The 14557-nt window shown below is 74.2% G+C and carries 12 protein-coding genes and 1 pseudogene; 6 read left to right on the top strand and 7 right to left on the bottom strand.

Going from position 1 to position 14557, the window contains the following annotated elements:
* The first annotated feature begins 167 nt into the window (after positions 1-167).
* The 5 genes and pseudogenes from ACQB60_RS14080 (at position 168) to ACQB60_RS14060 (ending at position 4724) form a co-directional block, all read left to right on the top strand.
* Entirely contained in the window at positions 168-527 is a 360-nt protein-coding gene (locus ACQB60_RS14080; protein ID WP_496926284.1) for a phosphopantetheine-binding protein, read from the top strand.
* A gap of 2 nt (positions 528-529) precedes the next feature.
* Positions 530-1867, top strand: a complete 1338-nt coding sequence (locus ACQB60_RS14075; protein ID WP_496926283.1) for a cytochrome P450 — start codon at positions 530-532, stop codon at positions 1865-1867.
* Complete coding sequence (locus ACQB60_RS14070) at positions 1864-3129, top strand: condensation domain-containing protein (protein WP_496926282.1); 1266 nt, start codon at positions 1864-1866, stop codon at positions 3127-3129. Before ACQB60_RS14075 ends, ACQB60_RS14070 begins: the two co-directional genes overlap by 4 nt.
* A 1-nt stretch (position 3130) precedes the next feature.
* A pseudogene (locus tag ACQB60_RS14065) lies at positions 3131-4228 on the top strand (AMP-binding protein); the annotation flags it as partial.
* Between the two features lie 13 nt (positions 4229-4241).
* Complete coding sequence (locus ACQB60_RS14060; RefSeq protein ID WP_496926281.1) at positions 4242-4724, top strand: AMP-binding enzyme; 483 nt, start codon at positions 4242-4244, stop codon at positions 4722-4724.
* Positions 4725-4805: 81 nt separating this feature from the next.
* On the opposite strand, the gene ACQB60_RS14055 is transcribed toward ACQB60_RS14060, so the two are convergent.
* From ACQB60_RS14055 to ACQB60_RS14030, 6 genes are all read right to left on the bottom strand, one after another.
* The gene (locus ACQB60_RS14055) at positions 4806-6050 is read right to left on the bottom strand and encodes an MFS transporter (RefSeq protein WP_496926280.1); all 1245 of its coding nucleotides are present in this window, start codon (positions 6048-6050) and stop codon (positions 4806-4808) included.
* Positions 6047-6553: a glycine-rich domain-containing protein gene (locus ACQB60_RS14050; RefSeq protein ID WP_496926279.1), complete on the bottom strand. Its 507-nt coding sequence runs from the start codon at positions 6551-6553 to the stop codon at positions 6047-6049. The genes ACQB60_RS14055 and ACQB60_RS14050 overlap by 4 nt, the downstream gene beginning before the upstream one ends.
* 69 nt (positions 6554-6622) lie before the next feature.
* Positions 6623-7867: a hypothetical protein gene (locus ACQB60_RS14045; RefSeq protein ID WP_496926278.1), complete on the bottom strand. Its 1245-nt coding sequence runs from the start codon at positions 7865-7867 to the stop codon at positions 6623-6625.
* A gap of 86 nt (positions 7868-7953) precedes the next feature.
* Positions 7954-8106 (bottom strand): hypothetical protein, encoded by a 153-nt coding sequence (locus ACQB60_RS14040; RefSeq protein WP_384849973.1) that lies wholly within the window; start codon positions 8104-8106, stop codon positions 7954-7956.
* Positions 8107-8145: 39 nt separating this feature from the next.
* Entirely contained in the window at positions 8146-9696 is a 1551-nt protein-coding gene (locus ACQB60_RS14035; RefSeq protein ID WP_496926277.1) for a SulP family inorganic anion transporter, read from the bottom strand.
* A gap of 57 nt (positions 9697-9753) precedes the next feature.
* Complete coding sequence (locus tag ACQB60_RS14030; RefSeq protein ID WP_496926276.1) at positions 9754-10395, bottom strand: carbonic anhydrase; 642 nt, start codon at positions 10393-10395, stop codon at positions 9754-9756.
* A gap of 487 nt (positions 10396-10882) precedes the next feature.
* Between ACQB60_RS14030 and ACQB60_RS14025 the strand changes: the two genes are divergently transcribed.
* On the top strand, positions 10883-12538 hold the full coding sequence (locus tag ACQB60_RS14025; RefSeq protein WP_496926275.1) for a M4 family metallopeptidase: 1656 nt from the start codon (positions 10883-10885) through the stop codon (positions 12536-12538).
* A 22-nt stretch (positions 12539-12560) separates the two neighbouring features.
* Here the strand turns inward: ACQB60_RS14025 and ACQB60_RS14020 are convergent, their stop codons facing one another.
* The gene (locus ACQB60_RS14020; protein WP_496926274.1) at positions 12561-14534 is read right to left on the bottom strand and encodes an SMI1/KNR4 family protein; all 1974 of its coding nucleotides are present in this window, start codon (positions 14532-14534) and stop codon (positions 12561-12563) included.
* Positions 14535-14557 lie beyond the last annotated feature (23 nt).

Here is a 14557-nt window from a genome sequence, read left to right as displayed (position 1 = left end):
GTGCGGGGCCGTCCCCGAACAGCCCTGGAACCCGCCGCATCGGTGCTGGGCTGCGACGTTGGGGGCGGGCGACGGCGGCTGACCGAAAAGCGTCGTTGTCGCCCGCGCACCCCGGTGTCAGCATCGGCGGACGCCGTGTCGCGCTGCCTTGGGGGAGGCTGATGCCGGTGGACGACCGACTCGCAGTCGACGGAGCGCTCGCGCGCGACACGCTCGGCATGAGTTCCGACTATGTGGCGCCCCGCACCGCCACCGAGGACAGACTCGCCGCCCTCTGGGGGACCGGCCTGGAGATCGCGCCGATCGGCGTCGACGACGACTTCTTCGAACTCGGCGGGGACTCCCTGCTCGCCGCCGAGCTCCAGCTCGCCATCGACCAGGAGTTCGGCGTGGAAGTGCCCGCCGCCGCACTCTTCCTGACGCCCACCGTCGCGGCGCTCGCCGTGGCCGTGGAGGCGGCGGCACGGGACGGCGACGGCGGGGGAGCGGTCGAGGGCGCGGACGGCGCCGCGCGGCACGGGGCGTGAGCATGAGCGCCCCGCCCTCACTCCCGCCGCCGTCCTCGTGGCCGGACCTCGCCGACCCGGACCTGTACGCCGACGGCGACCCGTACGCCGCCTGGCGCGGCCTGCGCGAGCACGCCCCCGTGCACTGGCAGCCGGCCGGTGACGGGCTCGGCTTCTGGTCGGTGACCCGGTACGCGGACGTCGAGCGGGTCCTGGAGGACCACGCGAGCTTCACCTCCGAACGCGGCACGCTGCTCAGCCTGTTGGGCCGCCACGACCCGGCCGGGGGCCGCCAGATGGCGGTCACCGACCCGCCCCGGCACGACCGGATGCGGGCGCCGCTGCACCGGGCGCTGCGGCTGCGCTCGGCCGAGGCGCACAGCGAGGAGATCCGGGCGGGGATCCACGAGCTGCTGTCCGGAACGGGTACGGCCGGTTCGGCGGGTGCTCTTGGTCCGGCCGGTTCGGCGGGTGTGGCCGGTTCGGCCGGCCGGGCCGGTTCAGGCAGTGAGGACCGGACGTTCGACCTCTCCGCCGCCTGCGCCCAGCTCCCGTTCGTGGTGCTCGGGCCGCTGCTCGGGCTGCCCGCCCGCGACCGCCCCCACCTGGTCCGCCTGGCCCTGATGTGCGCCGCCGAGGACGACCCCGAGCACCAGCTGCCCGAGGGCCCCGAGGCCACCCTGGAGCGCGGACACCGCGAACTGTTCGCCTACTTCGCCGACTTGGTACGGGACCGGCGGCGCCGCCCGCGCGAAGGGGACGGCGGCGACCTGGTCGACGTCCTCCTGGCGATGGAGGTCGACGGCGTCCGCCTGACCCCCGGCGAGGTCCTCTCCAACTGCTACAGCCTGCTCCTCGGCGCGAGCGTCACCCTCGCCCACGTCCCGCCCGCCGCCGTGCTCGAACTGACCCGCACCGGCGGCTACCACGACTGGGCCACCCGGCCCGAACTCCTCGACAGCGGCGTCGAGGAGGCCCTGCGCTGGGCCTCGCCGGCCCGCCACTTCATGCGCCACGCCCGCCGCCCGCTCGACCTCGCGGGCGTGCCCGTCGCCGCGGGCGACCCGGTCGTGGCGTGGCTGGGCTCCGCCAACCGCGACGGGGCGGTCTTCGCCCGGCCCGACACCTTCGACCCGGCCCGCCGCCCCAACCGGCACCTCGCGTTCGGCGCGGGCCCGCACTACTGCGCGGGGGCGGGCATCGCCCGGGTCACGCTCCGCCTGTTCTTCGCCGAACTCTTCGCCCGGTACGCGGAGATCGAGGTGACGGGTCCGCCCCGCCGGGCCCGCTCGACGTTCCTCAGCGGCATCACACGCCTGCCCGTACGCGTACGGCCGAGGCAGAAGGAGGTGGCGCGATGACGGCGGCCACGCCGCGCGCGACGCGGGAGATCCACGAAGCGACATACGCGCAGGAGCTGTTGCACCTGGTCGAGACGCTGCTCCCGGGTACCGTCCTGCAGCCGGGCTTCCTGGTCCGCGCGGCCTACCGGGTGCGGGGCCCGGTGGACGAGTCGGTGCTGCGCCGCGCCCTCGACGACGTGGTGGCCCGCCACGGGGCGCTGCGCCAGGGCGTGCACCCGCCCCTGCCCGCGCACCTGACCGTCACCCGTCTCGACGCGAAGCAGTCCGCCGACGACTGGATCGCGGAGGTGACGACGCGCCCGCACCCGCACGACGAACTTCCGCTCCTCTGGGCCTACTTGGCGCAGCCGGGCGAGGGTGACGGTGACGCGGTCCTCGTCCTCGTCGCCCACCACATCGCGGCGGACGCCTGGTCGCAGGACGTGCTCGCCCGCGACCTCGTCGCCGCGTACACGGCTCGGCTGCGCGGCGAGAAGCCCCTCGGCGCCGACGTCATGCAGTACGCCGACATCGCCGCGGAGGACCACAGCGACGCCTGGCAGGCCCGCATCGGTGAGGCGCTCCCGTACTGGCGCACCCGGCTCGCCGGGGCGGAGCGGCTCGGGCTGCCCGCCGAGACGCCGGACGCCGCGCCGGGACCGACCGCGGTGCACCCGTTCCGGGTCGACGAGGAGCTGCGCCGAGCGGTGCGCACGGCGGCCCGGCGCGGTCGCACGACGCCCTTCACGCTGCTGCTCACCACGTTCGTGGGCGCGCTGCTGCCGCCGGGCGACGCGATGGTGCCGGTGATCACGGCGGGCCGGATCCCCTCGGAGTGGCAGACGGTCGGCTTCCTGCTCAACGTCCTGCAGATCCGCGTGACGCACACCGGACCGGCCGGCCTGACGGACCTGTGCCCCCGCGTGGACACGCGCTGCCGCGAGGCGTACGCGAACGACATCCCCCTCGTCCCGGTCCTGCGGCAGAACCCGGAGCTCCTGGAGCGGATGACCGACCGCCACCACGTCGCACCCGCCTTCCAGATGATCGTCCGCCCGCCGGACCGCGCCCCGCAGCGGCCGCAGGACCTCGCGCTCGACCCCCTGTCGATGGACACCCGGCCGCCCCTGCCGGTCCCGCTCCCGTTCCTGTGGACCATGCGCTGGGGAGACGACCAGCCCGGCGGCTACGTCACCTATGACTCCCGTCTGTTCAGCGAGGCGTGGATGGAGAGTGCCGTCGACCGCTACATGAACGCCCTTGCGGAACTGGTCCGTTGACGTGCGGCGCGTGACGGGCCCGCCGTTCGCCGGGCGGCCGCCGCACATCCTGGACCTCGCCGAGGCCCACCTCGGCGCCCCCTCGCCCGCGGTCGCCGACCACGACGGGACCTTCACCTACGCCGAACTGGAGGCGGCCTCCCGCGCGGTCGCCCACCTGCTGCTCACGCAGGGCGCCGACATCGACGAGCCCGTCGTGGTGCACGGCACGGCGTCGCGGTGGACGGTCGCGGCGCTGCTCGGGGTGGTGCGTGCGGGGTGCCGGTACGTGCCGGTGGACGCGGGGTTTCCGCCGGAGCGGCAACGGAGGATGCGCGAGGCGAGCGGGGCGCGGTTCGTCCTCGCGACGGGCGGTGCGGGCGGTGCGGGCGGTGTCGAGGGGATACGTGCTGTGCATGGCGGCTCGTACGAGGTGGAGGTGGAGGCAGAGGGAGGGGCGAAGGGAGAGACGGAGGGAAAGACGGAGGCGGAGGGCGTGCGTCGCGCACGCGTGCTGAGCATTCCCGGCGACCTGGGCTCCCCGCCCCCGCCCCGGTTCACCGGCCGGCGCGGCACGCTCGCCTACACCATCTTCACCAGCGGCTCGACCGGACTGCCCGCGCCCGTCACCGTCTCCGCGACCGCCCTCGGCTGGTCCACCGCCGCCCGCCTGCGCCACTACCGCGAGCCCGTCGGCGCGTTCCTGCTCTGTTCGTCGATCTCCTTCGACAGCTCGATGGCGGGCATCTGGTGGACGCTCGCCACCGGAGGGCTGCTCGTCGTGCCCGGCGGGCGGCCCGGCGACCTCCTCTCGCTGGCGCGCGCCGCCGAACAGCACGCGGCCACCCACCTGTTGATGGTCCCCTCGCTGTACGGGACCGCGCTGCGCGGCGGGCTCGGGGCCCGGCTCGGCGGGCTCACCACGGTCATCGTCGCGGGCGAGAGCTGCCCGCCCGCGCTCGTGGCCCGGCACCTCACCCACCTCCCGGGCGTCCGCCTCCACAACGAGTACGGACCGACCGAGTGCACCGTGTGGGCCACCGTCCACGCCTGCACCTCCGCCGACGCGTCCGCCCGTACGGTGCCCATCGGGCGCCCCGTCACCGGAGTCACCGCGCACATCGGGCCCGGCAGTGACGGCGGCCCCGGCGAGCTGTACCTCTCGGGTCCCGGCCTCGCCGTCGCCGAGCCGGGCCGCGGCGAGGGGGGAGCGGTTCGTCACCCTCGACGGCACCCGGTGCTTCCGTACGGGAGACCTCGTCTCCGTCCGCGACGACGGCGCGCTCCTCTTCCACGGGCGCGCCGACCACCAGTTGAAGCTCGGCGGGATGCGCGTCGAGCGGGCCGAGATCGAGCAGGCCCTCACCGACTGCGCGGGCGTCGCCGAGGCGGGCGTCGGCGTCACCGCGACGGCCCGGCCGCGCCCGGTCGCCTTCGTCGTCATGGCGGGGACGGACGCGGACCTCGACGAACTCGGGCTCCGGACCCGCCTCCTGCACAGCCTCCCCACGACCGCCCTGCCCGCGCGCGTCGTCCCCGTACCGGCCCTGCCCCGGCTGCCCAACGGCAAGGTCGACCATGGGGAGTTGGACCGCCGGGCGACGGGTGGCGGCTGACAGCGATCCGGGTCGGGCCGGGCCGATTCGGGCCGGGTCGGGGACTGGCCGCGTGCGGGCCACGGGCGGGCCGCGTGCGGGCTAAGAGCGGGCCGCTCCGCGCAGGGCCGTCGCCGGGATCACCGCCAGCGCGAGGACGCCCGCCGCCGTCGCCAGGAGGGGGTAGCCCGCGCCCGCCACCACCAGGCCCGAGACCATGCCGCCCGTCGCGCCCGCCAGGGACATGCCCACGTCGACCAGGCCCTGGACGGAGGCGCGGCGTTCGGGCGGGACGGCGTCCGTGATGAGGGCGGTGCCGCTCACCAGGGCCAGGTTCCAGCCGATGCCCAGGAGGACGAGGGCGCAGGCGAGCAGGGGCGCGCTGGTCGGTGGGGCGAGGGCGGCGAGGAGGCCCGCGGCCAGCAGGACGGCGCCGGACGCGGCCGCGACGGGCAGCCGGCCCGAGCGGTCCGCGAACAGACCGCTCAGCGGCGACGGCAGGAACATCGCGCCCACGTGCAGGGCGATGACGAACCCCGCGGCCTGCGTGCCGTGGCCGTGCCCGGTCATGTGCACGGGTGTCATCGTCATCACGGCGATCATCACCAGCTGAGCCGTGATCATCACGGTCGCGCCCGTGACCGCACCGGCGGGCAGTGCGGCGGGCGGAGTGGTGGGCGTCTGCCTCTCGGCGGTCGGCTTCGGTGCGGGGCGGGCCAGGAACAGGGGGTCGGGGCGCAGCCACACCCACAGGACGAGGCCCGCCGCCGCATAGGCGACCGTCGCGAGCAGGAACGGCCCGGCGAGGCGCGGAATGCCCCAGGCGTGCGCCCAACTGCCCGTCGGCCCCACGAGGTTGGGGCCCGCGACCGCGCCGAGAGTCGTCGCGAGCAGCACCGTCCCCGTGGCCCTGCCCCGCCGCTCGGGCGGTGCGAGATCGGCGCCCGCGTAGCGTGCGAGCAGCCCCGTGGCCGTCCCGGCCCCGTAGACGAAGAGCGAGGTGAGGAGCAGCCAGGCCCACCCGCCGGCGGCGCCCGCCACCACCCCGGCACTGCCGAGCGCGGCGGCCCCGTGGCCGAGGGCCAGCCCGGGGCGGCGGCCCTTGCGCTGCGAGATGCGCCCGATCACGGCGGCGCCCAGGGCGGCCCCCGCGGTGAACAGCGCGGTCGGCAGCCCGGCGAGCCCCGTCGAGCCGAGCAGGTCCTCGGCGAGCAGCGCACCGACCGTGATCCCGGCTGCCATCCCCGCGCCGCCGAGGGCCTGCGAGACGACGAGGACGGTCAGGACCCGGCGCAGCACCGGGGGCGGTGCCTCGTCCCCGGTGCTCCGCCGGACCGTCTCGGTCACAGGTCCGCTATCTCGGCCAGGGACAGGCCCAGTTCGTCGTGGAGGAACCGCACGACCGTCCAGTGCGCCACGGCGTCCTCGTCGAAGGGCCCGAACGCCTCGGTGTAGAGGGGGATCCAGCGCAGCGCCTCCTCGGCGGCCGTCGCCCGCCCGGGAGAGCGCTGGTACGCGTCGTAGGAGATGCTCCGGTGGTGGATGAAGTGGCCGCCGGGGAGGCGCTGTTCGCACAGTTCCCGGTACTCGCGGGTCTGCAGGATGAGGTAGTGCCAGATCTCGTCGATGTCCTGCTCCACGGGCAGGAACAGGCCGCCGAGCCGCTCGGGGTGGCGCGAGACCAGGTAGAGGTAGCGCAGACACTCGCGGACCTGGGTGGCGACCACGGGCGCGGCCGGTGCGCCGGGCATGGCGGCGAAATGCTCCACCACCTCGTCGTGCAGGGCGGGGCCGAGCAGGTCCTCGGCGGTGGGGGCGTGGGCGGGCGCGGGGGTGGGTGCGGTGGGCATACGGGGTCCTGTTCCGGGGCGGTGGCGCGAGGCAGGGGCAGGGGGCGGGGCGTGACCGGCCGTGCGTGCTCAGCCGGGCGTGCCCGGCGCCAGCCAGGCGTACTTGCCGGAGCGTCCGATCGGTATGTGGGCGCTCTGCTCGGCGTGGCAGGCACGGCCCGTCAACGCACCGACCGAGGCGGCCAGTTGGCGCTCCTGGTCGGCGGCGAGCGGTACGTCGTCGAAGGTCGTGTACGCCAGCAGGCACCGGCCCTCGCCGGTCAGTCGCAGCTGGTGCAGGAAGACGCGGGACGAGACCGCGGTGATGCGGGCGTCCAGGTCGGCCTGGGCGACGGGCCCGCCGGGCGTCGGCAGCAGCTCCTTCTCGCGTCCGCAGAAGGAGACGATGCGCTCCGGGTCGGCGCTGCCGTCGCGGGTGCGGACGCAGTCGCCCGAGCGGTAGCGCACGAGCGGCATGAACGGGTTGCGGACGCTGGTGACGATGAGGCTGTGGATGCCGCTGCCCGGCTCCACGGGGATCAACTCCACGCTCATGTCGTGCAGATAGGGCCGGTAGCCGCCGTCCGCCGCGCTGTCGCTCTTGCTGTCGCTGTAGAAGAGGTAGCCCAGCTCCGTGCTGCCGAAGAGGTCGACCACGGGACAGTCGAAGTGGGCGCGCAGATACGCGCGGACGTTCAACGGAGCGTACTCGTAGGCGTGGATGATGCCCGAGGGGCGCGGGAAGGCGTCCCACAGGCCCCAAGCGTCGACCCTGCCGACCAGGTGCGCGAGGTGGTGGGCGGAACAGTCCAGGAGGTAGGCGCCCGTGGGGTGCGCGGAGCTGACCTCACGGATCTCGGCCAGCATCCGCTCGACCTCGGCGCGGTCCCAGTCGGCCGGATCCAGGCGGCGGTTGAGGTACAGGGTGCGGTCGTCGAGCCAGCGCTCTCCCGGGGTCGCGCCGGGCTTGCGGGCGTTGACGCGGGCCACGTGCTCGGTGGCGAGGACGGTGGTGAGCGAGACCCGCCGCGCACCGTCGTGCCAGCTCGCCCCGAGGTCGGGGTGCTCGCTCCACAGCCGGTAGTAGGAGCGGAGCAGGAAGTACGGGGGCCGGATGAGCTGCATGCGGGCGTGGTTGGTCCCGGTCGACAGGACGAACTCGGCCTCGCCCGACTCCAGGGCGCGCTCCAGCGCGGGGGTCATCCAGTTGTCGGGGAAGCCCCGGGCGATCTCCGGCTTCTCGAGGATGGGGAAGTCGCCGCGCTCGACGGCGCCGCGGTACAGGGGGATGTCCCGTATGTGGTCCAGGACGTCGGCGTTCGGCAGGGGATTCAAGGGGGCTCCGGTGAGGGACGGGGGTGCTCGGCCATGCGGTCCCGGGGGCGGGGCGGCCACCGCACTGTGGCCGCCCCGCACAGGGGTCAGGAGATGCAGCCGGTCTTACCGGTGGCGCTGATGCAGCCGCTCTTGGGCGTCGAGCTGATGCACCCGTCCTTCGCGCCCTGCGCGGAGTTCGCGGCGACCCACTTCTGCCATACGGACTCCTCGGTCATGCGCTGGATGAGCTTCTCCACGGTGAACCCTCCATGGGTCGGTGATGGTTGGTGACGTGCTCAGTGCCCCGCGGCCCGCGCTGTTGCGGGCTCCTCGGCACCGGTACCGGCCACGGGAAGCGTCTTGAGACGCACCGCTTCCGTGCCGGAGTCGTTGTGCCGCAGCGCCCAGTTCTCCAGCGTCGTGCGGCAGGCGTGGTCGAGATGGCGTACGGCGGTGAGGTCCAGCTCGATGGGCCGGTCCTTCGGCAGGGCCTCGAGCGTCTCGAGGATGCGCGGAAGCCGCAGGAAGGTGGCGTTGCCGGTGAGCGTCACCACGAACCGTCCGTCGGTCAACTCCCGTACGTCGACCTGCACATGGGAGGTGTCCCAGGCGGACTTGACGACGGCGAGGACCAGTCCGAGGACCACGCCCTCGAACATGTTGGTCACCACGATGGCGATCGCGGTGGTGGCGAGGACGAACGCCTCGCCGCGGTGGGCGCGGGCGAGCGGCACGATCTCCTTGACGGGGATCAGCTTGCAGCCCGCGTGCACCAGGACACCGGCGAGCGCGGCGAGGGGGATGATGCCGAGCGCCGCCGGGAGCAGCACGGCGAACAGCAGCAGCCAGGCGCCGTGCAGGATGCGGGAGAGGCGGGTGCGGGCCCCCGCCTGCACGTTGGCGGAGCTGCGGACGATGACCGCCGTCATGGGCAGCGCCCCGAGCACGCCGCACACGGTGTTGCCGACGCCCTGGGCGACGAGCTCCTTGTCGTACTGGGTGCGCGGCCCGTCGTGCATGCGGTCCACGGCCGCCGCGCTGAACAGCGACTCGGCGGAGGCGATCAGCGTGAACGCCAGGACGGTGCCGAGCACGGCCACGCCGCCCAGGTCCGCCAGATCGCCGAGGCCGGGCGGCTGGATGGCGTCGAACAGTCCGCGCACCGTCACGTTGGCCACGTCCAGGCTGAGCCCGGCGCAGACGGCGGTGGCGAGGGCGACGGCCGCGAGCGGCGCGGGCACCAGGCGGGCGGCGGCGGGCAGCTTCGGCCACAGCACGAGCACCGCGATGGTGCCGAGGCCGACGGCGGCCGCGGTGAGGGCGGTCGAGTCGCCGAGCGTGTCGCCGAGCAGCCCCGGCAGCCCGGCTATCTTGTCGACCCCCGAGCGCGGCTGGGCCGCCCCGGCCATGGTGTACAGCTGGCCGAGGATCAGGACGAGCCCGATGCCGGCGAGCATGCCCTGGACGACGGAGACGGAGATCGCCCGGAACCAGCGGCCGCAGCGCAGCAGTCCGAGCACGACCTGGAGCACGCCGGTGAGCAGCACGATCGCGCCGAGCATGCCGAGCCCGTACTCCTGTACCGCCTCGAAGACGAGCACGGTCAGTCCGGCCGCGGGCCCGCTGACCTGGAGGGAGCTGCCCGGCAGGAAGCCGACGACGATGCCGCCGACGATGCCGGTGACCAGGCCGAGTTCGGCCGGTACCCCGGAGGCGACGGCCACGCCGACGCACAGCGGCAGGGCGACCAGGAAGACGACGAGTGAGGCGAGGACGTCCTGACGGGCGACGCCTGGTTCACGCAGCGCGCTGAAGGGCGCGCGGAGGTGGGGCAGGAGAGTGCGCATGGTGGTGGGGGATCCTGTCGTGTGTGCTGGGGGCCGGGCGGTGGGGCGCGCCGGCCGTCACAGCGGATCGAACGCCGGCCGGCCGTCACGCGACGGACGGTGGGCGAGGACGGCCCCCGTGTGGACCTCGTAGTACCAGGCGTGGAGGGTGAGTTCGCCGGTGGCGGTCCGCTCTCTCACGCACGGGTAGGCGTGGAGCATGTCGAGCTGGGCGAGCACATGGGTCTGCACGGCCTCGGCCACGTCCACGGAGGCGGGGACGGCCGAGCGCAGGGGTGCGTCGGGCGCGACGGAGTGCTCGAGCCAGTCGCGTACGGCGGGTACGGCGGAGAGGTCCTCGCGCCGCACCAGGGCGCCCACGGCGCCGCAGTGGGAGTGTCCGCAGACGACGATGTCGCGGACGCCGAGCACGCACACCGCGTACTCGATGGTGGCCGCCTCGCTGAATGGCCTTTCGCCGGGGGCGAGTTGGCCACCGGCGGGGTAGCGCGGCACGACGTTGCCCGCCGTGCGCAGTTCGAAGAGCTCGCCGGGCCGCGCCCCGGTGATGAGGGTCGGGACGACGCGCGAGTCGGAACAGGTGATGAAGAGGGCTTCGGGCGACTGCCCGGCCATGAGGGCCTCGAAGGCCGGTGCGTTCCGTGGGTCCGCGACATGGGTCGAGGCGAAGGAACGGGCGTTGTCGATCAGTGATTTCAAGGTGGCCTGCCTCCTGCGTCGAACGGCGGAAGCCGGGGGACGCGGTGTGGTCGGGTCGATGGTGACAGCGCAGTGCGCTTCTCTCACTTTGCCATCCCATTAACCTTCGGCGCCAGTACAAATTTCTGCCAAAGATTGAGTAATTAACGCTCCTGATCTGGGGAGTTGGCCAAAGATTTAACGACTCAATGAAGTCCATGTGGAGATGGCGTGGAGTTCGATCCCTCCTTCCATTTACCCCTTCTTTACACAGTCAGATTTCGCCATTCGGTGCTGCGCCCCATTGCTGCGCGGGGCAGGGCACCGCTTCTATGACGTCATGAGTCACCTGGTGAGACGCAGCGGCCGCAGCGGCGGCAGAAGACCTCAGCGGAGCGGATTACCGGGTGCGGCGGTGCTGTTGAGCGTCGCCGCACTCGTCGCCTCAGCGGCTCCCGCGCGCCCCGTCCCGGGCCAGGAGGCGCAGACGCGCGCAACGGAAAGCGCGATGGACGCGGCCTGCGCCTATCTGGAGGGCAAGGGGGGCCGCTACCGGATCGCGGACGCGCGGCGGGACTTGATCCCCGCGGGGACGGTCACCTCGGGGGACGAGGAGACCGTGCGACTCCGGCAGCGGCATCGGGGCGTCCCGGTCCTGGGCGGCGAGTACGTCGTCCGGATGGAGAAGAAGGACGGCGCGCGCGTCGTCACCGGCGTCTCCGGCAGGTACTTCACCGGATTGCGCACGGGCGCGACGGCTGAGGTTGAAGGGGGCGGCGAGGGCGGTTCGGTCGGAGCGGGCAGCGAGAGCAGTGAGGAGCGCGCCGTCGAGCGCGCGGTCGACTCCGTGCGCCGCGACCTCGGCGCGCGGCGGGCCGCGCTCAAGGGGGGCGCGCACGGCCTCGTCGTCCTGCCCGCCGGGCCCGGCGTCCTCACCCGGCACGTCACGGTGACCGGCAGCGACGCGGAGACGGGCGCGCCGGTGCTGCGCGAGGTCTACGTCGACGCCCGCACGGGCCGCCCGGTCCTGCAGTACAGCGGGATCAAGACGTTCGCCCCCGCCCGCACGGGCACGGGCGACCGGCTCGACGGCACGGACGACCGCCGAGGCGGCACGAACGCGAGGCGCGACGGTACGAACGCGAGGCCCGACGGTACGAACGTGAAGCTGGAGGTCGACCGCGACGCGGCCCGCGGCGTCTACGTGCTGCGCGACCGCACCCGCATCCCCACCAGTGAGGACGGCCTGGAACACACCCTGTCCACCTGGGACGCGCGCGGAGAGCGAGCCGGTGATCTGGCCGGGCAGTGGCCCGCGGACATCCAGGAGTTCGCCTCGCCCACCCCCGGGTTCGGCAGGGCGGCGACCGAGACCGGTGCCGTGGACGCGCACTGGGCGGCGGCCCAGGTCCACGACTACTACAAGAAGAAGCACGGCCGCAGCAGCCTCGACGGCCACGGCATGACCATCAACTCCGTGGTGGGCGTGGCCCAGGACGGGCAGCCGGGGGCCAGTGCCTTCTGGGACGGCGACAAGGTGGTGTACGGCGCCGGGGACGCCGAGCACCGTCCGGCCGCCGCGGGCCTGGACGTCGTCGGCCACGAGATGACGCACGCCGTGGTCGAGCACTCCGCAAGCCTCGTCCACGCGGGCCAACCCGGCGCCCTGGACGAGGCGTTCGCCGACTACTTCGGCAACTCCATCGAGAACGCCGTGCGCAAGGTCCCCGACAGCGACCCGGACGCGGGCCTCGTCGGCGAGCGGCTGTGCCGGACGAAGTCCCCGCGCGCGTGCGCCGTCCGCGACCTGAACGACGGGCGGACCACGGCCACCTTCGCTGCGGGTGCGGGTGCGGGTTTGGGTGCGAGTACTGGCGCAGACGGATTGCACCTCAACTCGACCGTCTTCAGCGGGGCGTTGTGGGACGCCCGCAAGGAGCTGGGCGCCGACCTCACCGACACGCTCGCCTACCAGGCGCTGACCCGGTACCTCACTCCGCTCGACGGCTTCACCGAGGGCAGGGCCGCCGTGCTGGCCGCGGCGAAGGACCTCGGCGTCCCTGCCGCCGCGCAGAGGAAACTGGCCCGCGCCTTCGCCGCCCACGGCATCGTGCCCGGCTGGGAACGGGCCCTCGGCGTCGAGGCCGACCCGCTCCCCGGGTAGGCCGGCACGGGAGCCGGCACGGTCACGCGCCCGGCCCCTCCGGCGTCGTCGCGCCCATGGTGATGACCAGGTAGGACTCGCCCGGCCCCGGCGGGCGCGTCCAGGAGCGGGTGACGAACGAGTGCAGCCGTCCCCGGTCGAGGGCGAGGCGGGGCAGCGTGACACCGAAGGCGGCGGAGATCGCCGCCAGAGCGTCCGCCTCGCCCCGCCCCTCGCGGTACGCGCCGCCTTCGCGTATCTCGGGGAACAGTCGCTCCGGCGCCAGCTCGGCCGGTATCTCCCCGAAGCGCTCGCACCGCTCGCCACGGACCGTGAACGCGTACTTCTCTGTGCCGTGCTCGGCCACGGAGAGGTGGAACAGGGCGCCGAGGTCGAAGCCGTCGGGTGCCGCCCAGACCACCACGGCGCGGCCGTGCCGGGAGGCGGCTACGGCAGGGGAGACGAACCGCTGGTCGTTGAACGGCTGCGGGTCCCCGTCGAACGCGAAGCTCCAGTCCCGCGCGGCCCGGCCGAGCGCCGCCAGCGCCTTGTCGTCGTACGAGGAGGACCGCCCACCGGCCCGGGCCCGGCGCGCGTCCCACCACAGCATGGGCGGGTACAGCACCGCCGCATCCTCGCCCTCCTCACCGCCCACGAGGCCGGGCAGCGCGGCGGGTTCCACCCCCTCGGCCAGGACGAAGCGGTACGCGCGGCGCCCGCCCCCGTCCCGGTCCCCCGCCAGCCACGCGAGACCCTCGGGGTCCACGTCGACGGCTGTCGCGACGGCACCGGTCGCCTCCTCGCCCCGCGGCGTGGCCAGCAGTGCCCGCGCCCGCTCCGGCGTGAGCAGGGGGCCGAGCAGCGGGTCGGCGGCGAGGCCGACCGGCGCGATGTGGTCGGGGCCCGCCGGCTGCCACGTGGGCACCGCGGCGAGCAGGGTCCGCCAGGCCGCGTCCGTCCCGCCCCAGCGGGCCTGCTCCCGGGCCGTCGCCACGGCATCCCCGAACGGCCCCGGCGGGTTGTACGCGTATCGGCCCTCGCGCAGCTGCCGCGTCACCTCACGCTCCACGGCGCGCACTTCGTCCGAGCCGCCCGGGACCTGGGACACGCTCGGACCGTCGTCGCTGTCGCTGTCGCTGTCGCCGCCGTCCCAGGACCGGCCCGCGCGCCCCGTGTGCTCGGCGAGCAGCGCGGGCAGCAGCTCCCGCACGTACACGGGGTCGGCGGCGAGTCCGTCGAAGCGGCACATGTAGCGGTCGCCGAGCAGCCACCTGATCTGGTCCCGGAGTGCCCCGGCGCGCGGCCTGCCGAACTCCTGCACCTCCGCGAGCACCGCCTCGGCCCGCTCGAAGTCGCCCCGCAGCGCGTCCCGACGCGCCTCCGCCGCCCGCGCGTCCAGCTCCTCGGTCGTGGAGTTCACGAACTCCGGCTGGTCGTCGCGGTCGGCCCGCATGCGGTGGAACTCCCGGTAGGCGTCCTGCATGAACTCCCAGAAGGACGCGTGCCGTTCGGGCGGGCTGGCCCGCCAGGGCGCCCACGTGTACACCGCCCACTCGCCGTGCTCGTCCACGTCCCCCGGGTCCAGCATGACGCTCACGGCGTCGGACTCCACTGCCAGTTCGAGCGCGCGGGTCCAGACCGTGGCCTCCAGGATCTCCTCGCGCGTCGCGTCCTCCTCCAGGTCCTCCTGGAAGATCTCGGCGAGGCCCGCGGCGTCGTCGTGCCAGTCGGTCGTCTCCGCGCCCGCGAGCAGCCACACGAACCAGCCCGCGTGCCGCCAGCCGTCGGTGACCTCCAGGAACGACCGGAAGGACGGCGGCAGTCGGTGCCCGACGCGCGCTTCGAGGGCCGCGATGCGGGCGTCCGGCGCGGGCGCGAAGCCCAGCCACCGCGCGCGCCGCGCCTCCTCGTCGCCCTCGCCCTGCATGTCGTCCGGAGCGCATCCGTCCGCCCACTCCTCGCTCCACCGCGTGAGGAATCCCCGCCAGTCGTGGCTCGCGCCAGCCGTTTCCATCATGCGAGCGATCGTCGCACCCACCA

This window comes from Streptomyces odontotermitis, assembly GCF_050510915.1.
Classification (GTDB): domain Bacteria; phylum Actinomycetota; class Actinomycetes; order Streptomycetales; family Streptomycetaceae; genus Streptomyces.
Note: the sequence above shows the minus strand (reverse complement) of the source record. Positions and strands in the feature narration are given on the sequence as shown.